This is a genomic window from Paenibacillus wynnii (assembly GCF_000757885.1).
Classification (GTDB): domain Bacteria; phylum Bacillota; class Bacilli; order Paenibacillales; family Paenibacillaceae; genus Paenibacillus_AQ; species Paenibacillus_AQ wynnii.
Map to the genome: position 1 here is coordinate 344385 of NZ_JQCR01000002.1, position 24178 is coordinate 368562.

The following is a 24178-nucleotide window of genomic DNA, read 5'->3' on the forward strand; positions in this document are numbered from 1 at the left end:
TGCCAATAAAACTTGTCACCAATATTATATCGCGCCAAGTTTTCTTGTCAACACATACAAGAGAAAATAACATGTTCAAATTGGTTTTTTAGGTCTTCCTTCATAGGTACCTTCTCAGTATTTCCAAGACAAGTCTCGGCGGCTGGTATCGCCTGCATTCCTATGCAGGGAAACTCACGTACTTGGCATGGTCCGCCGTCCGATGCTACGGACGGCAAAAAACTCCCAAGGGAGCGCAAACTGCCCCTTGGGAGTTCCTGATGTTGTACTACTGGTAAAGGTTGATTTCCGAAATGGACCACCAATTAGAAGCGGCCGTATTAATTTTGATCGTTACATAGCGGCCGGTCTTGGTAATGAAGGTTTGGTCAATGGTAGGGCTTGTGTTGCTCCATACCGTTTTAACCGGGAACCCAAGGGTGGTCGGGTCGTCGGAAACATAGATGTAGTAGCCGCGCGGATAATTGGAATTTGTAGATTCCGTATTAAAGACGACACTGCTGACGGGCTTGGAGGAGCCCATGTCAATTCGGAAGTAATCGCCGTATTCCATAGATTTGCCGGTATTCCATTGTGTAGATATATTTCCGTCCACGGCCAAGCCCTCTGGATTGGAGGCTGATCTGGCGTTGGCCGTCACCGTCCATCCGGTTTTGGATATTTGGGAGGTATAGGCGTTAATTTCGGCAATCTCCCACCAAAAGGTGGAGGCTGTCGTAATGCGAAGGGTCACATATTTGCCGCTTGTTTCAGCAAAGCTGACATCTATGGTGGAGCCGGTATTGTTCGTAATGGTCTTAACCGGGTTGCCCAATATAGTCGGACTATCCGAAACGTAGATATTCACACCACGTGGGTAATTGTTGCTATCATTGCTGTTGAATTTGACCCGGGATACCTTCTCGGAGGTGGTGCCCAGGTACAGCTGGAATTGATCCCCTGCATCCATACCCTTACCGGAGAACCAAGCGGTAGCAGTATTTCCGTCGATTGCATTGGAAGCCGGACTCGTCGATTGGCTGGCGCTTGCCGTAGCCGAGTTGCGGACTAAAACTGTGGATGCAGGCACAAATTCGTAAGCTCCCCGGTCAATACCGAGACCTTGGGGTCTAGCATTGCCCCGGTTGTCCGTGGTTGGGGCTTTGGAAGCGGTGCCAACATCAATAGCCGGTGAATTAGACAGAAGGCGGAAATCTCCACCAGCCGCATTCACAAATTTGGGATCACCCGTCTGGTTATAATTCGGGGTTGGCAGGGTAGCGCCAACCGTACCGTTGAAGATGTTCCAATTAAAGCGGACATTCGTCACTGCGATAACTTTGAACGCATCGTTCCCATAGCTGCTGGACTTCGTTATATTGTTATAGATATAAAAATCATCGCCTGAATTCACAACGATCTCAGGATATCTTTCCAGGGCAGTCGTGCCGTCCGCATAATACTTGCCATTCTGTTGGAGACCGTTGGAGTAGGATGTATTATTAATTAAGTCTACAAAGCGGCTTGAGTAGACATTTAATCCGGCGCCCCCATTGTTATAGGAGACATTGTTGGAAAGCATTGTCCGCCCTAAATAAGCAGGCTTGCCATCAGAAGCATGTTTGTTGGAATCAATAATGATTCCATTCCCGTCCGAAATGTAATTTGCTAACGGCTTGGATGGGTTTGTAGCATGGTATTCGAGCTTTAGTTCTTGGTCCGCCCAGCCAATCTCGGATTTGTTATTGTAAGTAACATTATTTCTGATAAAGTTTTTGTAATTAACGGTACCGGTATCGGAATTATAGTTAGACTGCGACAATAAGCTGATGGCACTAGTTGCAAAAAAGCCTCTGCTCGATGTGTTGTATATAGTATTGTTGTCTATCGTTAAGTAATCCCCGGTAGTTGCTGCTACGCCGGGTCCCGGCATGTCATGGATCAAATTGTTGCGGATAGTGATATGATGCGGAATCTGGGTACTACCCTTAGTTTGTTCAATCGCGATGGCATTGTTGTTGATATATGCATAGCTGCCCCAAGTTATACAGCTGTTAGTGGGAGCACAGTTGGGATCATTTGTGTAGTTTTGCTTGCGGGCTTGCTCCTTATATTGGTTCTTCAGATTTTGGGACTCTGTAAGTGTAATATTTGCTACGTCCCCGTAAATTTCCAGGCCTTCTATCACAACATCAGAAACGGATTCGATACGGATGACTGACCAGGTATTATCTGCTTTTAGAGCCCGGAGTACGGGATAATGACCCGGGTAGGCCTTCAGTGTGATCCCCGATTTAGTGCCCGTAAATCTTGCTACATATTGGCCCGCTCCAGCAGGACGGTATGTACCGTTCATGACATAAATCGTGTCTCCAGAGCCTGCCGTGTTAATCGCTTTCTGGATGGTCTGGAATGCTTTCTGTGGTGACGAACCGTCATTGAGCGTATTCGTATCACTCCCGTTGGGACTCACATGATAGGTCGCTGCAGATGCTTCCACAACAGCGCAAACGCTTACAATGATACTCAGAAATAACACAGACCAAAAAATTTTGAGCATTTGGTGAATTCGTTCCATTAATTACTACCTCCATTCAAGTTGTGATCTTTCTCATTCTTACCGATCTACAATGTTGCTTGAATTGCTTTAATGTACCAGACACTTGTCCCACTCCTTTTTTTTTCAAGTGATACCGATTCATTCATGTAAGTATATTTATGTAAATACTTTCCCGCACTAAGACTTTTTTGTAATAAGGTAAAATACCCCTTACAAAATACGCTTTAGTATCCATATATACGAATTATTGTTAAGAGGAAAAAGCCTATGATAACTTCAAACCGAGCATCATAGGCCTTCTATTTAATTGTTGCTTTAATGGCGTGTTTCGTCGGCTTCCCTGCATACCTTGTAGTAGCAATACAGCAGCCATGCATGGGCGTGCGCGCAGAAGGCCTGGAATGGATCCTTAAGCCATCCCTTATATAAGCCCTCGCGGTTAAAAAGACTCGACTCCAGGACATCCGCAAAGGTCCAGTGTCCTAACCAATAGTCCGGATAATTCTCTGCGAACCGGTGGAAGCTCAGCTTCTTCAGCAGTTTAACCGCTTCCGCTTTGTCAAAGCTGGCAATCCCTATGATCAGGGGACCTTGATGGGAGAACCAAATACCTCCGTCCTCCGCGTTGCCGCTTCCCCATAATGGAACCTCCCTTGTACGGGCTCCGTGCTTCTCCATATCCAGAACTCTGGTCTTGATTTCATGGTAGAGCTGCTTCTTTCTCTCCAAAGGGAAGCTCTCCACCTGCAGCAGAAAAGGCTGGGGCTCGATGCAAAGTGTATCCATCCCAAATTTCAGCATCGGCTCGTCATCTTCGCATAAATAACAGCGAGGCGAGAACGTTCTCCCTTCCATATCAGCCATATAGGCAGCATAGATTTCGTCATAATATTCCCCTGCTTGTTCGATCAAATCTTCCAGAATAGAAGTTGGCCCGGCTAAGGCGGCATATTCTTTTAATTCTCTTATAAAGGCCGGAAGGACAGACAAAGCCATAGCCGTATTTAAGTGGGATTGTGCAAAACCGCTATAGATATTGGGAGAGTACGGATGAAAGAAGCTGTCACTCCAGTCTGAATTCAGCATTTTGATCAAGCCGTGCCTGCCCCGTCCTACTACATCCCGAAGATATATGAAATGCTTAACCAATAGGTTGATAACCGTTTCCGACCTTCCGTTTTCGACGGGGTAGTAGTAAACCCTCTCATCCAGGAAGGCATATTCACCCGTTATCCTCAAATATTCGGCAACTGCCATAAACATGTAAATCTGCTCGTCACTTTCCATATAAACACCGGGATCACTATACCCGAACCCGATATTTTGCCGCTTGATCTCCCCATCCGTTGATGAATGCATCATCGCATAGCGGATACTGGATTTCGCCAGCTTCGGATTCGTATACATGAGAGGCAAAGCATGCTGAAGATGGTCCCGATTGGAAGCATTCTCACCAAGATGATAAGCATAAACCGTGCCTTGGGGAATGTAGGTTTCTCTAAAGTATTGGCTGTAGGTTGCCATTGCTTCGAGTGTATATGCGTTCCATAACATCTCGCACCGTAGAACCGGATCTGACTCATCCTCCAAGCATGGAAGCGCTTGACGCCACAAGTGGGCATAGGCTCCTGTCAGCTCTCCTTGAAACTGGGACTTAGAATCGGTAAGCATATCTTCAATTTGTTCCTGGATGGATTCTTCCGCTCTATCAAAATTCCATCCAACGATGAATTGGATCGTTCTCTGCTCTCCCGGATTCAGAGTCGTTTCAAAATCTGCACACAGCAGATCGCCAAGGTCTGTTTTCCGTGCCGCAGTCCCGCTGACTACTTCAGAGGAGGATATGGCTTTTATGAATAATACCGGAGGTGCAATGTCATGTGTATAGCTCTCCCCGGTCCGCTCTGGAAAAAAAAGCAACTTCAGCGGCTCGCATGAAATATCCGCCTTCACGATTTGTTGTTCCTGATCCACATGAACACGGTTACGGTATTGCACCCTCCGTTCAGGAATGACGGCATCCTGATCATTCATCATCATGTAATGAGAAAGGATTTCTTCTGAATATTGAACCGTTAGAGGTGAAGCTCCGTTATTCTGAAGCGTGACTTGGATCAGGAAAGACGGATTTCCAGTATGAAGCTCCATTGAGGGCTTGGCCGAAATCAGCTTGGTTACGTCCAGATGTTCGGCTAATGTATATTGATAACACGCATAACCAACCCCAAAGCTTTGTTTCTTTATGATTTGGGCAAGATCATCCCCGCCAACCAGACAATAGCAACTAGTTTCCCTGGCGCTCATCTTATTCTCACCTTCAGAGATACGCACCGAACTTTGATTCCAGCCTTTATTATGGCCTGCATGATTCAGCCTTGCCCAACCCCGTTCGCCAGTAACCAGCTCGTAAGCCCCGCTTGCATGAGCAAATAATGTTGCGCGGTAATTTCCCAATAAAAATGTGGGATCATCAGGAAGTCCGGCATCGACCCCAGCCTTATCCTTGGCGTAAAAAGGATACCCGCCTGTGTATTGATAAACAGGGAATTGATTGTGGTCCCAATCCCAGTAACCGACTCTGCTCAAACCAAACACGACCCTTCATTCGAATATGATATGACAACTTGGAAGATGTTTCTCAGTCTAACATTATACGATTGTACGAACAAACGCAAGTGAGATTTAAACCCTGAAAAACAAAACATAATGTGCAAATTTTCTCGCTTTTATTCTTGACATTCTTCTAATTAAGTATAATATTACGATTGTACGTACAAACAAACAATTTAGGAGTGATGATCCTTGAAATACGTTCGGACAGTCCTTGGGGATGTGCCTGCACAGGAGCTCGGAGTGGTATATTCCCATGAACATTTGATTATCGAGGGCGGCTTGGGAGTGATGAAGAAGCCGGATTTACGCCTCAACAGCATTGAGCATGCCGTAAGAGAAGTTGAGGATTGCAAAGCTTACGGCGCCCGAACCTTTGTAGATTGTATGCCGCTGGACAGTGGGCGCAACCCTCAGGCTCTTGTCGAAATTGCCAACCGGACCGGAACGCATATTATCGCTGCAACCGGCTTCCACAAACCCATGTACTATGATGACCTCCACTGGATCTACCACTATTCCGTCGAACAGATTGCACAGTTGTTAATCGATGAATGCGAAATCGGAATGGACCGCCATAGTTATAATGGCCCCCTTGTTGAACGGAACCAAGCAAAGGCCGGTTTCATCAAAGGTGCATCTGATTATAACTTTATTTCTAAAGTCTCACAAAAGCTATTCGAGGCAGCCGCCATCGCCCACAAGGCTACAGGAATCCCTATCCTTACGCACACCGAACACGGTACTTGCGGTCTGGAACAAATCGAACTGCTGTCCAAGCTGGGCGTTTCTCCGGAGAACGTCATTATCTGCCACATGGATCGCAATCCTGATCTCTATCTGCATAAGGAGCTGGCATCTACAGGCTGCTACATGGAGTATGACAATGCATCACGTATCAAGTATCACCCGGACCAGAGCATCGTGCAGCTTATATTGGAAATGATTGATGCCGGTTATGGCAACCAACTGCTCCTTGGCACTGATTTTGCCTTGCGTTCCTATTGGAAGGCCTACGGCGGAGGGCCAGGTATGTCCTATTTACTACAATCCTTCGTACCACGCTTAATCCAGGAGGGCGCTCCGAAGGATACCATCGACCGGCTTCTTATGAGCAATCCTCAAAAAGCCTATTCCATCAGTAAGGAGACGTAAATCACATGGATAAGAAGGTAGTTTTCATTGTAGGTGGAACAAGCGGGATCGGACTCAGTACAGCGGAGCTTTTCGTCAAGCAAGGCAACATCGTCATTGCCACCGGCCGCAGTGGACCAAAGATGGAAGAAGCGCTTGTTTACCTGCGGCAATTTCAACAAGATGACAACCAGGTTCGCGTTGTTTCGGCCGATGCTGCCGATCGAAATGCCATGGAGGCTGTCTTCCAGGATATCGATAACCGTTACGGAAGGTTGGATGTACTTGTTCATGTTGCTGGTATCAGCGGACGTAAGTATGGTGACGGTGTACTGGATGAATGCACTGATGAAGGCTGGGAAGTGATCATGGCAAACAACCTGAAAAGTGTCTACCTCTCAAACCAGTTGGCTTTGCAGCGGATGAAGGCCCAGAACAGCGGCAATATTGTCAACATTTCTTCCATACTGGGATTAGTGGGAACAAGAGAACACTTCACCACCCACGCCTATGCTGCAAGCCGCGGTGCTGTCATTCAGCTTACCCGTTCTGCCGCTGTCTATTACTCCAAATATAATATCCGCATGAATGTGGTCTGTCCCGGACTTCTGGATACCCCCATGTCCCAACGGGCTGTAAAGGACGAAGTCATTCTCGATGCGCTGACCTATCTTCAGCCGCTGTCCCCTCATGTCGGATATCCGGAGGATGTGGCGGAAGCCGTTATCTTCCTGGCTTCGGATTCAGCCAAATTTATTACGGGAGTCGTCTTACCGGTAGATGGCGGTTGGACGGCCCAATAGGAGGCACTATGGAGAAAAAGAAACTTTCCATAGCCATTGGAGTCGATGTCGGAGGCACGAACCTGAAGGTGGCAGCCCTTCGGGAGGACGACCATATACTTTTCACTACAGAAGCACCAACCTTAGCCGCAGACGGGAAGGATGCGGTTCTCGATCGGATAAGCCTGCTGATACAGACCGCCGTAATGGCTGTTGCTGAGCCCCCCGTTGCCATTGGTCTCACGGTCCCCGGCGTCGTACAGCCAGACACTGGCATTGTAGAGTACCTGCCGAATTTCCCTGACCAATGGAAGCAGTTTCCTCTGAAACAACATATGGAGGCCCATTGGAATCTACCCGTCACTGTGTTGAATGATGCCCGGGCAGCCGCCTACTGTGAACTTCGATTAGGTGCAGGCCGTGGCTGGAAGCACTTTATCTATATAACCCTTGGTACGGGGGTCGGGGGAGCCGTAATTGCTGACGGAAATCTGTTGCTCGGCAGCCGGGGAGTAGCAGGTGAGGTCGGGCATCAGACGGTCATACCGGATGGAGTGCGCTGCGGGTGCGGAAGATCCGGTTGTTTGGAGACCGTTGCCAGCGGACCTGCCATTGCCTCCGCAGCCATCCGCTATTTGAAGCAAGGACTGCCTACCATGATGCATGAGCTAACCGCAGGCAATCTCAATCTGGTTACTCCACTATTGGTAAGCAAAGCAGCTGAACGAGGGGATTCAGCAGCCAATCTGATTCTCAAAGATACCGCCATGCATACGGCAGGAGCGATCTTGAATCTTGTGGCGGCACTGAATCCCGAGGCTGTTGTTATAGGAGGTGGCGTAGCGGCTTCGGAGCTTTTGATCCGGTATATCCGCGAATCCGTTGAAGAGCGGCAAACCCTCTTCCCCTCCCATCTGGGAGACATCACCATTGTGAGAGCCCAATTCGAGCATATGGCTGGAGCAGCAGGCGCCGCCTCGTGGGCTCTAAACCAAGTGCTTTCACAAAAAATAAGATGAGAAAGAAGGAATTATAGTGGAAACTCATACCCATAACGAATTGGAAACCGATTATATCTCGGGAGTCCGTAAAATAGTCGACCGTATCGAGAAGGAACAGATGCCTGCAATCCTGAAAGCAGCCGATATTTGCGTCAACAGCATTGCAAATCGCAATGTCGTTCATTTGTTCGGAAGCGGGCACTCCCGCATGGCAGTTGAGGAAATGTATCCGCGCTATGGAAGTTTCCCCGGCTTTCATCCGATGGTCGAGCTAAGCCTAACGAACCACCATCAAGTGGTAGGGAGCAACGGTCAGCGCCAAGCCATGTATTTGGAGAACGTTGAGGGATTCGGCAAAGTAATCGCCGAAAATTTTCATTATGGCAAACATGACAGCATGATGTTGTTTTCCCATAGTGGAACCAGCAACGTGGTCATCGATTTAGCCTTTGAGATGAAGAGCCGTGACATTCCAGTGATTGCCGTCACTTCTGTCGGCCACAGCCAGCTAAGCGATTCCAAACACAGCTCCGGCAAGAAGCTGTACGAATTGGCTGACATCGTTATTGATAACGGTGCAGTACCCGGCGATGCCATGGTCAAGGTGGAAAATCTTAATACTCCTGTTGGCCCCGGTTCTACCATCGGCAACACTCTCATTGTCAATTTAATCAAGTGTGAGGTTGCCCGCAGACTTACTGCAATGGGGTTACCTCCTAAAGTGCTTACCAGCGCCATATTTGTCGGGAAAGAGGAATCCGCAAAGCTGTTCCATGATTCGTACGAGGAGTATTGGTCTTCTACGAGATATCTGTGATAAGCTAGTTTTAAAAACGGTTGGGGTGCAAAATGAAGGAACGGATCAATCGCGATATACCAGTCCCACTCTACTATCAGATCTCGAATCTACTGGAAGAACGAATTCTGGAGGGAATAGCAAAGCCCGGTGATTACTTCGGCACGGAGCAGGAGTTTCAGGAGCTCTTCGAAGTAAGCCGGGCAACGATACGCAAAGCCTTGGAGCGTCTGGAGACGGACGAGCTTATATACAGAATTACCGGCAAAGGCATTTTTGTGGCTCCACGCAAGTTAAAGGTTGAGCTCCCTCAGCTCCTTAGCTTCACAGAGGAAATGAAGCTGAAGGGAATGACACCCGGCACTGTCCTGGTCGGTGCTGATTGGGTGGAGCCTCCCTCCACTGCAATACAGGAGCTTTGTCTGTCTCCCGGATCACAAGCACTGGTTATCCGGCGGGTTCGCTCAGGAGATGGGATCCCTATAGTGTACTCCGAGTGCTACCTGTCTCCTGAAAGTGGACTGACTCCTGATGAGGACTACTCCGGCTCCTTATACAACCTTTTGGAGAGCCGGACCGGACGCAGCGTGGATATCGCACGGCACAGGATCGAAGCAACCCTTGCCGCGGGCAGCGTTGCCGAACATCTTGCCACTCCGGTAGGGTTTCCCCTGATAAAATTTGGGCGCGTAGCCTTTGACACTAATGGGGCCCCCCTCTTATACGAAATCGGTTATTGCAGAGGGGATCATTACTCCTACGAAATTATGCTGAAACGAAATAAAGAAAGTCCTTAGAAAAGGAGATGAGCCATTTGAATAGAAAGGTTTCAAATGTGGATGTGCTCGTTCTGGGCGGTGGAGCTGCAGGTTTCGCTGCCGCACTTGCCGCCAGACGGAATGGATGTTCGGTTACGCTGATCGAATCACAGAACTGTATTGGTGGTTCAAGGACCGCTACCGGTGTGGATACCTTTTACGGTTTTTATACGCCTGGTGACTCACCGCGACGGATTGTCGGAGGTATCCCTTGGGAGGTTGCGAACCGGCTGGTGGAAGTGAACGGATGCTTCGAACGACCGAACACCTACGGAGCCGGTACCGGCATCACCTATGATGTAGAGAAACTCAAGGTTATTTATGAGTCCATGTTGATTGAAGCAGGCGTAACCCTCCTCTATCATACTTATGCCAGTGTAGTGGAGATGGAGGATGGGACGATCAAAGGTGTTGCTATAGCCAATAAAGGCGGACTCACTACCATTTACGCCAAATATTATATCGACGCCACAGGCGACGGCGATATTGCGGCGCGTGCGGGTGCTCCCTTCGAGCTTGGGAGTCCTGAAGAGCTCCAATCCTTGACAACCATCTTCTTCATGGCTAATGTCGATGTGGACAAAGCTAAAATGACAAGCCATAAGGCACTTGCAAAGCTTATGAAAGAAGCCAATCAAAGCGGTCAATACAACCTCCCCCGTGAGGATGGTTCGTGGCATGCGACTCCGAATCCGGGTGTTATTCAAACCAACATGGTTCGTGTGACAGGAGTGGATGCTACGGACCCGTTTGCCCTGACTATGGCAGAGATCGAAGGCCGGAAGCAAACCCAGGAATACGTTCGTTTCCTCAATAATTGTGTACCCGGCTACGAGAATGCATTTCTTGTCTCCACCAGTCAACATATTGGAGTAAGGGAAACACGCCGTATACGTGGTGCATATACCTTAACGGAAGAAGATGTGGTCCAAGGGGCTAAATTTGACGACGCCATTGCATGCTGCGGTGCTCCTGTTGAGGATCATTATGCAGGTAGCGGTACCCGTTGGGCTTATGTACAAGGTGACGGCGTATACCATATCCCTTTCCGCTCCCTGGTCCCTCAGAAAGTAAGCAATCTTCTTGTAGCGGGAAGATGTCTCTCCGCTACGCACGGCGCGCAAGCCTCCGCACGCAACTCCGCCCAATGTATGGCCATGGGCCAAGCGGTCGGAACTGCTTCAGCGCTTGCCTGCAAAACAAACTCCAATATAAGTGAATTGGACATCTTCCAATTGAAAAACTTGCTCCTGGAGCAAGGTGTGATTCTATAAAAAGCAATGGGGATGTCCCAAAAATGGATTTCCCATGAATGAGATAGTCCTGCTTTTCGGAAAAACCTAAAAAAGACAGCAGAGCAGCGATTCTCCCATTACTGGAGAATCGCTGCTCTGCATTTTCGGTCATTGGTGACTTGCTTCTAAATCTTACCTTAACTCATTTGTAATTTTATAATAGTTGCATCATTAGGAAGCAAAGTGCCTGTATAAGCGCCCTGTTCTTTTTTAAGAATCCCACCGTATAACGTCTCAATTATGGTCCATCCTTCATTAACCTTTAAGCTTAATCCCTTAGGTTCCGGTGTATAGTTAATCAGCACGACAATTGCTGAATGCTCGTCCTGTAAATGCTCCGTAATGCCCACATTAGGTTCATCTACTGAGATGATCCGGCGGCTTCTAAGCTCACCCGAGATGGCTTCATATACTTTCCAGTAAGGATGCTCCTCAGGTTTATAGCTTGTTCCGGGTTGTTGTGTCATCGACATTTCAACAGGGAGGGCACAGAAATAGACCGTACCTTGTCCGTAAGATGCTTTGGTTAACACTGGATTTCCATCTGGCTCTGCGGCCAGTACCTCTGCGCGGTCATTACGGAACTCTAGCTTAAATGTACCGGGTAGCTTTAATTCGGTAGCACCGTCAACGCCACCAAGAATGGCAACTGCCCCGCTCTCTCTGCGACTGCGATTCTGGACCGTAAGTCCGGTAACCTCTGCGAAATTGAGCATGTACCCGTCATTTGAAGAGAGATACAGTGTTGCACCCTCGTAAACCTTGCGGAGCAACTGCTCCCAACGCTGCTTACCAACCCCAAGAACCCCCGTTACACATGGTAACATATAGAAGCTCGCATCCGGTAAAGTTTGCTCCTCATAGCGGAATTCAATATCAAAGCCGGCTTGCTTCGACAGCATAAAAGCACCAAGAGCAGTAGCCCAGTGATCCTGCTGGCTGTTAAGAATACACACACCTTCAACAGATCTTGCCGGCAGCTTGTCGAAAGGGAGCTCTTGAATAATGTTCTTTATTCTTCCCAGCTCGCGAAGCACCGGTTTGACTCGGCCTTCTTCGGTCATAAGCCCCAACTCGCCTTCACAGGCTACCCAGTCATAGGGTGCATGATTCAGCTTGGTTTGATCATTTGCACACCACCAAAGTAAGCCATCAAGTCCATGTGCCCACTGAGATAACATGCTTGTCCTTGCAAATGCTGCGCCTACCTCTTCACTGCAAACCATCGGTCCCATCGTGCCCATTTCCTCTGCAAAACACGGCTTTTCACCAATCTGTCCATAAAAAAGACTTTCAACGGTAGCATGAATGGTGGGACGAATCGTCGTCAGCGGATCAAAATCCATATATTCTGTCCAGAATGGATAGGGATGTGTGGTCAAAATGTCTGTAAGTTCACCTTGATCCTGCATCGTCCAAATCCCTGTTGGAGACAGACTATGCATGCCTGAGATTATCGGTCTGCTGGCATCACTGGCTTTAATTGCATCCCCTATTGCTGCTGTCCACACAAATGCATCTTCTCTGCTATTCACTTCCCCCATTACATTGCATTCATTTCCTAAATCCCAGGCAATAATAGCTTCAGAGGACTTCATTTCCTTAATGAAGTACTTAACAAACCTAATTTGCCAACGGATGGAATCATGATCGGTGAGGATGGGTTTGCCGCGCAGCGCAGGAGGCACGAAAAGGCGCCCGCTCATCCATCCGGTAATTAACCCTACAATAATCTTCAAGCCGTACTTATCGGCAATTTCTGTAAACTCCTGAAATCGGGCCATCATCAGTTTGGACATACCGGCACGGCCTGCCTCATCAGCAGGAAGTCTCTCTTCCCCAAACCGATAGCCGAACTGTTGGCCCATCCCTGTATACATATTTTCAATCGGCTGAAAATCCGGCCATAGCGGAAAAGCACGAATGACCTCAATTCCCGCCTCAGACAGTCTTTTCAAATCCAGATCAACCTGCTCCGGCCGCCAATCCGACCACATCGCCGTACCCGCATGCGAAGCCCAGTAGTTGCAGCCTACGAAAAACTTGCTCGAAAGTTGTAATAATTCATTCTGCCCCATTTATATATCGCCACCTATTTCCGTATTTGAGATGATAAAAGTACACTCTCAGCTTACAAAAGATAGGGTTTCTGTTCTATAATGATGTTATTAAATAATATAACGATTCTACTTTTTTATATAAAAGGAGATCCACTTATGAAGCCCTATTTTGAACAAAATAAGAATCAAAGCGGCAGTCAGGATATTGACCGACCTTACTATGTAGGACTTCAAGCTACGGATCAAGAAGGGTACCATATTCCTCCCCACTGGCATTATCATATGGAGATTATACATATGGCTTATGGCAGCGCAGAGGTGAGAATAGGAAGCAATGCCTATGAAGCTAAGCAGGGAGATTTGATCCTAATTCAACCGTGTGAGGTTCATACCGTTACTATCCCGACCCATACCCCTTCACTTCATTACGTGATTGGCTTTAACCCTGAACTGCTGCGCCCCATGCCGCAGTTGGCATTCAATATTGGGTATATGCTTCCATACGCAGCATCCTTTACAGCTGGGCAGAAGTTAATCTCATCCGAATTAAAAGTTACAGAAATGCTTCATTCCCTTATTGAAGAAATGTATACCGAATATCAGACTAAGGCTCCCGGGTTCGAGTTGGCTGTCACTGCAAATATTTATAGGCTGATCGTATGGCTTCTACGTCAACAGCAGAATACACTAGAGGCTGAAACACTTTCAGTGGAAGATTCCGGGATCCTTGAGAAGTTCCATAAAACATTGATTTATCTAAATGAAAACTGTCATGAAGAGATTTCTGCAGCAGAGGTCGCCAAACTCAGTATGATGAGCTACAGCAGATTTGCAAGCCTATTCAAACGTTTGATGAATACTTCATTAACTCCATATGTAATGTTTCTCCGCATAAGAAAAGCCGAGCAACTGCTGCTCGACTCTTCAAAAAGTATAACCGAAATTGCAATAGAGACAGGTTTTAACTCCTCAAGCTACTTTATAAAGCATTTTAAACGCGCCAAAGGCATCTCACCAAGACAATATCGTAAAAACTTACTTCTTCCACCATCCTAATGAACTTACATGGAGCTATATTTTTTTAAAGCTTTGTAATAATTCGACAGGTTATTGAATCCACTTTCCAAAGCAATCTCAGTGATCGGCTTATTCGTTGTGTTCAGCATTTCCATAGCATGGTTTACTCTCAGACGAATCAGGTATTCTTTAAAAGAAAGCCCTAACGTTTTACTGAAGAAGGTGGAGAAGTAACTAATGCTCATGCATGCTTTGGAGGCAGCTTCCGCCAGGCGAAGGTCGCGGATATAGTTAGCGTTTATAAATTCAATCGTTGAGTTTAACCTCTCTAATTGACCTTGCTTAATGTGCAGATCTTCAATAGCCTTGCTCTCATCCTGAAAGGATCTGACCAGAATACTAATTAATTGAAGCAGCTTGGCCTTAAGCATCAGACGGTAACCGCTCTGTTTGTTCTCATACTCCTCCGTTATTTCCAGCAATAAATTAAAAATTGCAATTGTACCAGAATGACCACGAGGGAGTTTATTGCTGAAATTAGTGCTATTCTCTGAGAATATGGATAGATACTGATAATCAAACATATTATTTTCTCCAGACCAAATCAGCGAGGGAGAAAAAACAATAACAGGCTGGATCATATTTTCAGGGGGAAACACTTCCCAATAGTGAGGCTCCATGGAGTTGAACAGAATGACGTCCCCAGATTCCATCATATGTTTCTTACCATTTACTACATAACAACCCCGGCCTTGTTTTACATACGAAATTTCGATGCATTCATGATAATGGTATGTTGGCGTTTCAGACTGAAACGGCTCTATGACAGAATGTTCAATTTTAAAAGGGAATGTTGCATCCAATTTGATATGTTCCTTAATGATCCGCATAATTCACCCTGCTTATAAGTCATTTAACTAAAGATAAACAAATGATAGCATACATCAAATAATTTGACATGAATATCAAAGAAAAGTTGAAGCTTGAACCCATACTGCTTGGTATATTGGGTCTATTAGCAACCCGTTTACACGGGTACCAAGAGGAGAATGATGGATGCGTTGTAAATCAGATATGGAGTTTTCTAATTATGCTTCTTGGAGTAACGACAAATTGATCCTAGACAATGGGATCGTGAGACGGGTTATCAGCCTTCCTTCTCCGCAAGGGAAGTTTGTAACGACTTCTTACCAGCCAGTAAAAGGAGAGTTTCAGTTTTTTCTTGGCTCCAATACGGATTTCCAGTTTGAAGTGAGTGGCGTAGTCTATTCAGGAGATAATGATTGGACTTTTCTTGAGATTACTTCTATTCAGGATGATTTCGAGGGAGATGGTGCGGCAGTTAGTTTGATAAGCTCCGATCAAAAGCTTCAAATTACTTTAAAATTCCTAATGTATCCCCATTTGCCGGTTATTCGTAAAAGTCTTGTGGTAAAAAACCGATCTAATGATGATATAACGCTGGAATCAGTGGATGTTGAAAAATTCAACACTATTGACTATTTCCCTTCTACGTTCAGCTGGATTTACAGTGATTACGGGCGTCGAAAATGTATTGGACCCTATGAAGGCAACAGGCAAGACAGCCTAATTGTGGTTCACAATCCAGACTGGGAATCAGGTATCGTTCTCGGTAATGAAGCATCGGGCGTCATGAAACGAAGCTCGGTATTTTGGCAGGCCCCTGAAATAACCTGTGGATTGACCCATAAGAATGCAGAGTTCCCTTTTAGAATGTGGATTCAACCGGATGAGCATTTTGAAACACCACAGGTTTTTACCATGGTGTACAACAACGAAAAGTCCCCAGATACCATTCTGAACACGGCAGTTCCAGATTTTGTTCGGAAACATATGGGGATACGCTTGTCAGAGATGGATTATAAACCGACATTTGTCTACAACACTTGGAATCCATTCTTGGACGATATTAATGAGCAACTTATTCTAGAGCTCGCTGATGCCGCCGCTGCCGCCGGGATCAAAGAGTTTATCATTGATGATGGGTGGCAGGATGTTTGGGGGGACTGGAAAATCAATACCACTAAATTCCCGAGAGGATTGAAGCCTGTCTTTGATTATATCAAATCCTTAGGCATGATCCCCGGTTTGTGGGTAAGCGTAGGCAGCGCCTCATCAAAAAGCAAAGTGTTTCAAGAACATCCTGATTGGTTTGTAAAGGACAAGCATGGCGATTATGCAAACCTTCATATTGATGATGATGTTATGGATATACGTTCTGCCTGTTTCTCTACAGAGTGGAAAAACCATATTAAAGCTATTTTGCTTGACCTAGTCCTAGAACACGGATTGGAATATTTGAAGCTTGATTTCGCCGTGGTTACCAGCCCCTATCGATTCAATTCGGAAGACGCCGGCTGCTACGCTGCCAACCACACCGGGCATCGGGATCGACTGGAATCGTTGTATGTAAATTACGAACATATGTGGGAGCTCTTTGACGACCTTCATAAGGCCAAACCTAATTTGTTCATCGACTGTACATTCGAGACAATGGGCGGATTGCAGCTTATTGACTACGCGATGTTGAAACATGCAGAGGGTAGCTGGCTATCCAATTTTGAGGGCAATCTCGGTGAGAAAACAGACCTGCGAATTCGGAATATGGCATGGTGGCGATCTCCGGCTATGCCCGCAACTGCTTTGGTGATTGGAAATCCAGAGATGCAGGATGAAGGCTGGGAAATGCACATTAAATCCATTGCCGGAGCTTTACCTATCATGCTGGGCGACCCAAGAAAATTGTCTGATACGGATCTGAAAACATATCGGTTTTATTCGGATTGGCTCCAATCCATGGAAAACCAGTACGGTGTGATGAATTACAGACAGGATTTGCCCGGGTTTGGGGAGCCGATGGAAGGTAGCTGGGATGGTTTTCAACGAATAAATACGGAGACACAAAGCGGCGGCATCATTGGAGTATTTCGACATGGAGCAATCGAAACCACTAGAACCATTACAGTTCACTATCTACAACCGCTCAAAACCTATGCGGTTAAATCTATGCACAATCAGATTATCGTTACTCTAACAGGTGATGAATTACGAACCAAAGGATTTGAACTGGCTCTGAATGAGGCTTATTCAGGAGAACTCTTTGAAATCGCTGAAATAAAGGGATGAGGTGAATGAAATGGAAACTTTACTAAGCTTCATAGCCGCTACCCTAACAACCGTTTCGTTCATTCCTCAAGCGATCAAGGTCATACGAACCCGTAATACAAAGGGTATTTCTTTCGGCATGTATCTAATATTAACCGCAGGGCAGCTTTTGTGGAGTGTCTATGGAATTATCACTAATCAAATGGCTATTGTAATTGCCAATCTGATTACATTTGCCTTAGCCATTATTATTTTGATATATACGTATAATGATCTTAAACAAAACAGAACTTAAGAAGTTACTGTTCCAGTGGGACGGCCCCACTGTATTTGAGTCGGATTGACTTGTGCACTTGGTGTGGACGCTCCGCGAACGGACCGTTGCTCCAATCGCTGTGCTCTCCAGATTTTATTTATTTCCCTAAGCGGTAAAAATTCGGAGAGCAAGGCGACCGCTACCGCTTTTCCGCAATCAGTCCGTCCTCTCCGCTGTTTATGCGAAAAAAGTTTCTCTAATTCTTCTAAAATCAAAAATGGATCCGGAAGAAGACATTCCAAATCGCCAAAACGCTACTTGAGAATATTCCCTTCATATGGCTAGCCGGTAGACAACGTCCAGATTTCCGCACTCTTAATCGATTCCGTTTTCCTGCTTCGAGGTTGTTAAAAAGTGATTCTCGAAGTCGGGGGGCTTTCGCTTGCTCATAATCTGCTGAAGCAAGCAACCACGGATCAAAAACAAAACGAGCCAGTCTCCAATAACTCGGAGACTGGCTCGTTTTTTAGCTTTTAAGGCTTTGAAGAGCAAAAGGTGGCTATCTCATTCGTAAAATATAGCTACTTTTGAGACAGCCCCTGCCGTTTTATATATCATTTGCGGCGGTGCCTATTGTTGTACCAAATGAACCTCGACTCCGGCATCATGCAGCGGTTTAAGGGATTCTTCAGTAGCTTCAGAATCTGTGATCAGGATATCAATTTCATTGATTGCAAATGTCGTTAGTAATGAAATATGACCAAATTTGGCAGAGTCAAGCAGCATCACTTTACGCTGAGCGGATTTTGCCATAGAGAGCTTCACTTGTCGTTCCAGGGGATTGGGGTCCGTGAAGCCTTGTAACGGTGTGAATCCACTGGCAGAGAAAAAAGCATATTGCGCATGAATTTGGGAAAAGAACCGTTCCGCAACTTCTCCTACGAACGTATTCGACATTTCTCTCAGGATACCACCACAGCCCAAAACAGTGCTGGTAGAAACAATGCTTTTAAGAGACGCTAGTGTATTCAATCCATTCGTAGCAACGGTTAAATTATATAAATGGGGAAGGTAATCCGCCATGGCGGTTACCGTTGTCCCTCCTTCCATAATGATTACTCCGTTGTCTTTTACAAAATGCGAAACGGCATAACCGGCCAGTAATTCCTTGATCGCCTGCCGTGAAGTTTTTTTCTCTTCAAAGGCTGGTTCATTCTGTCTGGATGAAGCAACTGAAACCGCTCCCCCATGCGTTCGCTGAAGATATCCTTCTTCCTCCAGCTGCTTTAAGTCTCGACGCACAGTCATTTCAGAAACGTTCAATATCTCGCTGAGCACCGGTATGGAACAGCTGCCTTTTTTTGATATATAATTTATCAACGCATGCCTTCGTTCCAACGGTAACATGATTAACACTCCATTCTCAGGTAAGGCTCATACAAAAATATAACATAAGGTGGCTGAAAGCGGCAATTCATTCAAAACTCTAATAGAACAAGCTAGCCACTTATTGTTTCACGAAAACCGGTTCTCCGTTCTTTTCCATGACCCGTATGCTAAAGCCATCTTTCTGAATAGATTCATAATCATGTCCCGCGTCAGAAGGCCAGCACGCTCCCACCACGAGACTTGAAGACCCTGTATTTACAAGTCGATGGGCGATATGCCCCGCGATAAAATGTAAGCTTCCTGGGAACACCTTCTCCACCCGGCAAACCCTGGCTTCGTCCATAAGTAGGAGGAGGCCTTCTCCGGAAATTCCCCAGTAATACTCGGCGCGGTTCCGTTTCTGGTGAAAATGTCCCTTAGTCATAAAATATTCATCCCCTACCTTACCCGGATGTACATGACTTACCCCAAAGAACAGCCCCCCTTCCACCTCGCCGCACGAATCGTGCATTTCCACCTCATACACATGTTGATCTGGGTTCATCCTTAAACGTTCTTCTTCATTTAAAAATACATTGGACAAATCACCAAGGGACCGTCTAGATCGGGATACATGATCACCCGTCAGTTTGCCTTGGAGAGAATCAAATAAGGCCGTTTTTTGCAGCATGCTATTAATCTCCTTTAGAACGAATGATAGATTATGGCGTAAAATGCTTCCATACTACAGCTGCTAACTGAGGGTTGGAAACCCATAGAAACCGATCGGGATCCTGCTCAAACTGCCGATAAATAGAAATGCCTTTCTGAATGCCCAGCTTCTCATAATCTTCGGGTCGCTTAATCATAAGATCCCGATAGTCGTAGCTGGCATTCTGTGACCAGATCAGTTCATTAGTAGAATTCAAGAGCGGATACCAAGCAAGCCCTTGGTGTTCACGCACCTTCTGATACTCAAACCCGTATTCGCGGTCACACCATGCGCCGAACGTTAATGGCACCTCTGGATTACCACTGATAGTAGCATGTGCCCAATTCGGGGGAACAACAACCACTTCGCCGGGTTCGGCGACTACGGCAAAGCAGCGGCCCGGATCATCTTCTGCCTTCTCTTGCATATAGATGATCGCGCGTCCGGACCAAATTTCATAAAGCTCCGGCGGTGACCATCCACTGTGCACTGAAACTTTGTGTACATGACCTTGGCTGCGGATGGGCTCATCGCCCAGTCTGCCGGAAGCATAAGTAACAGCACCAAACAAAAGCATCCGGCGTTCCAATTCCGTTTTATGCTCTTTCTTGCCAACGTCCATAGCAATGGCGTATACAGTCTCAGGCCCGCTGCATTCCGGGTTTTGCAAGCTGCTTCTAATCTGCTCCAATGAACGGCATTCTACTTCCGGTCCAAATACATCGCCGCCATACCGAAAACCAAGCGGATTATTCAGCGGTTGAATATCAAAACCAGGATCAAACATAGTCAATGTCTATTCCCTCCTCTATTAAATGGGACAGTCCCAGAAGCACCGAACTATCTGGGTTTTCCGCTACAATAAACCGTACTTTCCCCCATGGCGTCCATGCCTGCTCATGCACCCGCCGGACCAGTTCAGGCAATACAATATCCTTCGCCTTCATTAGTCCCCCACTGAGAATCACCACATCTGGGTCATATGCGTGCACCAAATTGACAATTCCGCTACTCCAATGTTTGTATAGATGCTGCATGGCCGAAAGGGCGAGCATATCTCCTGATTGACTGGCGTCAATGACTTGGCGATAACCGATGTTACTTTCAATGGCTAAGAGGCTGTTTGCATATCCCTGCTGATTCTTAAGCCAGCCTTGAAGTGACCAGTGACTGGCCTCCGCCTCTAAACAACCCACACCGCCGCAACTGCAACGCGACCCATTGACATCCGTCACAAAGTGTCCCCCAAGAATGCCTGCCTGGAAATGCCTTCCGCGGATGATCTTTCCGTTCATTAGGGCTGCTGTGCCAATACCGGTTCCGAATATCATCAATACCGCATTGCTTTCGCCATGTGCGGTTCCGTAAACGGTTTCGCCTAGTAGGGCGGCTCTTGCATCGTTCTCCATAACGATAGGCAGACCAAAGGCTTCTTCCACCCAAGCACCAAACGCGAACCCAACGGCATCCGCGTACTTTTCATTGATCGAAAGCAATGAAAGATGCTGCGGATCAACCAATCCCGGAAGTCCAATGCCGACACCCGAGCAATTCCCAAGTGCCAGCCCCTCCTGTTCAAGCAGGTCCATAACTGCAGCTTGCACATCAGGAAGTCGGGGAATTATACCGGCTCCCGAATGGGCGGGAAGTAAGGTCTGGTTCAACACTTTCCCTTGTCGAATTAATCCAATCTTTATATTTGTACCCCCAAAGTCCAGTGCAATCGCAGCCTTGTTAAGGTTAATTTCTGACATAGGCTTTGACGGTCGCATGCCGCTCTCCTTCACTGGATAACCCAGGCTTTATGGTATACCTGCCTACAGAGGCCGGGATGATGAAGGTCTCAGCGTATCTAATGGTGAAAGGTTCAAATTCTCCTGTGGGGCTCTCAACAATCGCCTCGGCTCCTTCCACAAGATTCAGCATATGGAAGCAGTCTTCCGTGGTATGCTCTACGGGGCCTGTAAACCAATGTCTGCGTGTCTCGATGAACTCCAATGGATGGAGCCCCGTCCGTTCTTCTGTCCAAGTCTCATTCTCTGTTAAGGTATCCATCTGGGAAACCAGATTTTCATCGATCCATGGAGTCGTGCGTTCCCAGGCGATATTATTCTTACCATGTTCCAGATGCACCGGGCGTGGTTTTCCGTCCAGCCCCAGCCGGTCCCAGTCCCAAAGCTTGAAGGTGAAAATATAAGGCGTCGCACTGATCTCGAGCACCATGGCATCCGATCCCGAACAATGTATCGTACCGGCAGGAATTAGGAAATGATCATGTTTGCGGGCGGGATATACATTTATATATTTCTCTGCGGGAAAAGTATACTTTTCTTCCTGAGCCCGCCTCAAATCGGCAATCATTGCATCTTGGTCAATGCCCTCTTTTAAGCCCAAGTATACTTCTGCGCCTGGCTTTGCATCTAGAATGTAATAGCTTTCGTCTTGTGTGTAAGGCATTCCAAACTGTTCCCGGATATAATCCGTCGTTGGATGAACCTGAAGACTCAAATTTTGTCCGCCGATCGTATCAAGAAAGTCAAAGCGGATTGGGAATTCCGCCCCGAACCGCGCATACACCCTCTCTCCAAGCAGCGCCTTAGACTCGAAGAAAACCAAATTTATGGCCGGTGTATCAATCTTGGCCTTTCCAAAGTCCAGATGAAGACTGTTCTCTTCTGGAACGCCATCAAAACCCCAGGCATAGGGATGCTCCTTCGGCTCTAGCTCGATTTGAGATTCAAGCCATTGTCCGCCCCATACTCCGGGATCAAAGTAAGGCACCATGCGGAATGGTCTGCGTACAGTCTGGCGGAGTCCGTCAAAATAGGCCCTGGAGCTTATTAGCTTAGGTTCATTCGGAATAATGGTATCCAGATAGAAGTGAAAGCGGTCAGCCTGCTTCCGTTTCAATCGATCCGCAGCTCGCCATTCAATGAAATATCCGCGTTTATATTTGCGAAGAATGTCCTCTTCCTGATTATCCGCCAGCCAGTTGCCAAATTCTTTGGAACGGAAGCGCAACTGTGCCTCCCATCGGGTCATATCCGCGTAAATAACAATGTCTCCATCAGCAATAAGAGAAGCTCCCGTACCGATCACGATAACAATACTTTCATTACTCTGTTTAACCTCATCCTGAAGAACTTCCAGCTTCTCTGAGTTGTAAAAGTCCTGTATATGGAAAGGAGCCATATAACCGAACACCCGGTCATCTGTTAAATACCGGTCGATCATATTGGATACATCTTCTTTGTCTTTCGCCGCCCGTTCGGCGTGAACGATGGCTGCGCTTCCCAACCGGGATAGTCCGCTCAGAATCTCCTTCTGTCGCACACCTGGATAACATTCAATAACAATAACAGTCTTCTCTCTGTCTGACTGTCTTGCGACCAATGCATCGGCGATCTCTTGATATCCCACCCAAACCTCTTGCTCCCAACCGGATACGGGAATTGAAGGATACTTGTCGTAAAGCTTTGTCATGTTTATTTCCCCCCTGGGAGACGGCTGCTATGAATGATATCCGTCATTCCTCTATGCCATTCGATATCACGCCACATCCCCTTAAATTGAGGTCCACAAAAGTTACTTGTGGCTATAGCAAACCATCTTCCCTTGCTCGCTGCTCGTTTGACCCCAAGTTCGCATAACTCCATAATCCAGTCCCAGTTTAAAAGAGGCCAGTCCTTATAATCCACGATTCCCCAGCACTCGGTGGTCACAAGCGGCTTGCCAGACAGCTCTGACCAACGTGCAGCAGCATCGATCCCTTCATACATACGCTCTTGCCAGTATTCAGGCTTGCTACGGTATAACTTCTCTGCGTGAAGCACCATGTTGTCGTAACCCACGTATGAGAATCGTTCATATCCATAGCCTACTTTCTGATAGAACTCACTCCACTGAGCCATCCAGATATGAGGTTCAAGAATATCCATAAATGAAACATCCTGCTGATCTACTGTGTCAAATTCTGAACATACAGAAAAGCAATAGTCATATTGCGGGTACCGTGATTTTACTGTTTCAATGGATTTCTTCATAAAATCGGTAACCTCTGGTGTAGCCCGGAGTACCTCTTGCGTAGGGTCTTTCCCTAAGGATTGGGCTAGCCAAGGGCACCAGCTACTCATCGGAAATTCATTACACAAGTCTACATATAGGATGCTATCTTCCAAATTCTCTTCCTCGATCACATTTAGAACCGATATCCACATTTGTGCCAGATTATCCGCATTTTTTATATTCATCCGATGATTGTCTACGTCCTCACGGAACCATGTGGACAGCGCTACAAAAATCCCCTTATCCCGGCAGGCAGCAATAAAATTCACAAAATTCTCACGCAGGCTGCTGATCTTGGTAAGACTGGGAGCCCCCCAATCCTGTACACTCCATTCGGGCTTAAGTGTCCACTCCCTTTCTGGACCCACTGACATCAAATGGGGGTAGGCGTCAATTCGTACCGCATCGTAGCCCCGGTCTTTCAATTCGTCTAATATCTGGTTCCAATCCTCGTAACCTGCCCCAGGCCATTTTCGTTCAAGCCAAGAGAAATCCCACATTGTAATCGCTAAAGGATGCTCAAGCTTCATTCTCATTATTTCCGCTCCCTTATTCTGTAGAGATTATAATAAAATTTATTTAGTATTTCACAATATAAT

General features: G+C 46.7%; 19 protein-coding genes. 9 read left to right on the forward strand and 10 right to left on the reverse strand.

Features of this window, described 5'->3' with window-relative positions; genetic code table 11:
* Positions 1-268: 268 nt before the first annotated feature.
* Positions 269-2557: a discoidin domain-containing protein gene (locus tag PWYN_RS27800; RefSeq protein WP_052087741.1), complete on the reverse strand. Its 2289-nt coding sequence runs from the start codon at positions 2555-2557 to the stop codon at positions 269-271.
* 297 nt (positions 2558-2854) lie between these two features.
* Positions 2855-5125: a GH36-type glycosyl hydrolase domain-containing protein gene (locus tag PWYN_RS04425; RefSeq protein WP_036648948.1), complete on the reverse strand. Its 2271-nt coding sequence runs from the start codon at positions 5123-5125 to the stop codon at positions 2855-2857.
* Between the two features lie 216 nt (positions 5126-5341).
* Here PWYN_RS04425 and PWYN_RS04430 point away from each other — a divergent pair, with 216 nt between their 5' ends.
* The 6 genes from PWYN_RS04430 to PWYN_RS04455 are packed head-to-tail and all read left to right on the forward strand — an operon-like array spanning position 5342 to position 10954.
* On the forward strand, positions 5342-6304 hold the full coding sequence (locus PWYN_RS04430; protein ID WP_036648949.1) for a phosphotriesterase family protein: 963 nt from the start codon (positions 5342-5344) through the stop codon (positions 6302-6304).
* 5 nt (positions 6305-6309) lie between these two features.
* Positions 6310-7086, forward strand: coding sequence for an SDR family NAD(P)-dependent oxidoreductase (locus PWYN_RS04435; protein WP_036648950.1), 777 nt, complete (start codon positions 6310-6312; stop codon positions 7084-7086).
* Between the two features lie 8 nt (positions 7087-7094).
* Entirely contained in the window at positions 7095-8084 is a 990-nt protein-coding gene (locus tag PWYN_RS04440; protein ID WP_036648951.1) for an ROK family protein, read from the forward strand.
* Positions 8085-8100: 16 nt separating this feature from the next.
* Positions 8101-8883 (forward strand): sugar isomerase domain-containing protein, encoded by a 783-nt coding sequence (locus tag PWYN_RS04445; protein ID WP_036648952.1) that lies wholly within the window; start codon positions 8101-8103, stop codon positions 8881-8883.
* 32 nt (positions 8884-8915) lie between these two features.
* Complete coding sequence (locus tag PWYN_RS04450) at positions 8916-9659, forward strand: GntR family transcriptional regulator (protein ID WP_036648953.1); 744 nt, start codon at positions 8916-8918, stop codon at positions 9657-9659.
* Positions 9660-9676: 17 nt separating this feature from the next.
* A complete protein-coding gene (locus PWYN_RS04455; RefSeq protein ID WP_169744086.1) occupies positions 9677-10954 on the forward strand; it encodes an FAD-dependent oxidoreductase in 1278 nt (425 codons plus the stop codon).
* 158 nt (positions 10955-11112) lie between these two features.
* Here the strand turns inward: PWYN_RS04455 and PWYN_RS04460 are convergent, their stop codons facing one another.
* Positions 11113-13053, reverse strand: coding sequence for a glycoside hydrolase 5 family protein (locus tag PWYN_RS04460; RefSeq protein ID WP_036648955.1), 1941 nt, complete (start codon positions 13051-13053; stop codon positions 11113-11115).
* 138 nt (positions 13054-13191) lie between these two features.
* Between PWYN_RS04460 and PWYN_RS04465 the strand changes: the two genes are divergently transcribed.
* Positions 13192-14091, forward strand: coding sequence for an AraC family transcriptional regulator (locus PWYN_RS04465; RefSeq protein ID WP_036648957.1), 900 nt, complete (start codon positions 13192-13194; stop codon positions 14089-14091).
* A gap of 5 nt (positions 14092-14096) precedes the next feature.
* Here PWYN_RS04465 and PWYN_RS04470 read toward each other — a convergent pair whose 3' ends face one another.
* A complete protein-coding gene (locus PWYN_RS04470) occupies positions 14097-14942 on the reverse strand; it encodes an AraC family transcriptional regulator (protein ID WP_036648958.1) in 846 nt (281 codons plus the stop codon).
* A 166-nt stretch (positions 14943-15108) separates the two neighbouring features.
* On the opposite strand from PWYN_RS04470, the gene PWYN_RS04475 reads away from it, so the two are divergent.
* Entirely contained in the window at positions 15109-17199 is a 2091-nt protein-coding gene (locus PWYN_RS04475) for a glycoside hydrolase family 36 protein (RefSeq protein WP_052087742.1), read from the forward strand.
* Between the two features lie 10 nt (positions 17200-17209).
* Positions 17210-17473, forward strand: a complete 264-nt coding sequence (locus tag PWYN_RS04480) for a SemiSWEET transporter (RefSeq protein WP_052087976.1) — start codon at positions 17210-17212, stop codon at positions 17471-17473.
* 591 nt (positions 17474-18064) lie between these two features.
* On the opposite strand, the gene PWYN_RS04485 is transcribed toward PWYN_RS04480, so the two are convergent.
* The 6 genes from PWYN_RS04485 to PWYN_RS04510 form a co-directional block, all read right to left on the reverse strand.
* Positions 18065-18841, reverse strand: coding sequence for a DeoR/GlpR family DNA-binding transcription regulator (locus PWYN_RS04485; RefSeq protein ID WP_036648961.1), 777 nt, complete (start codon positions 18839-18841; stop codon positions 18065-18067).
* Positions 18842-18941: 100 nt separating this feature from the next.
* Positions 18942-19493 carry a glucose-6-phosphate isomerase family protein gene (locus PWYN_RS04490; protein ID WP_036648962.1) on the reverse strand — a complete coding sequence of 184 codons (552 nt, stop codon included), beginning with the start codon at positions 19491-19493 and terminating at the stop codon, positions 18942-18944.
* A gap of 31 nt (positions 19494-19524) precedes the next feature.
* Positions 19525-20301, reverse strand: coding sequence for a glucose-6-phosphate isomerase family protein (locus PWYN_RS04495; protein WP_036653217.1), 777 nt, complete (start codon positions 20299-20301; stop codon positions 19525-19527).
* Positions 20294-21286 carry an ROK family protein gene (locus tag PWYN_RS04500; RefSeq protein WP_084146588.1) on the reverse strand — a complete coding sequence of 331 codons (993 nt, stop codon included), beginning with the start codon at positions 21284-21286 and terminating at the stop codon, positions 20294-20296. The genes PWYN_RS04495 and PWYN_RS04500 overlap by 8 nt, the downstream gene beginning before the upstream one ends.
* Complete coding sequence (locus tag PWYN_RS04505) at positions 21255-22997, reverse strand: class I mannose-6-phosphate isomerase (protein WP_036648967.1); 1743 nt, start codon at positions 22995-22997, stop codon at positions 21255-21257. Before PWYN_RS04505 ends, PWYN_RS04500 begins: the two co-directional genes overlap by 32 nt.
* A gap of 2 nt (positions 22998-22999) precedes the next feature.
* A complete protein-coding gene (locus PWYN_RS04510; RefSeq protein WP_036648968.1) occupies positions 23000-24115 on the reverse strand; it encodes a cellulase-like family protein in 1116 nt (371 codons plus the stop codon).
* Positions 24116-24178 lie beyond the last annotated feature (63 nt).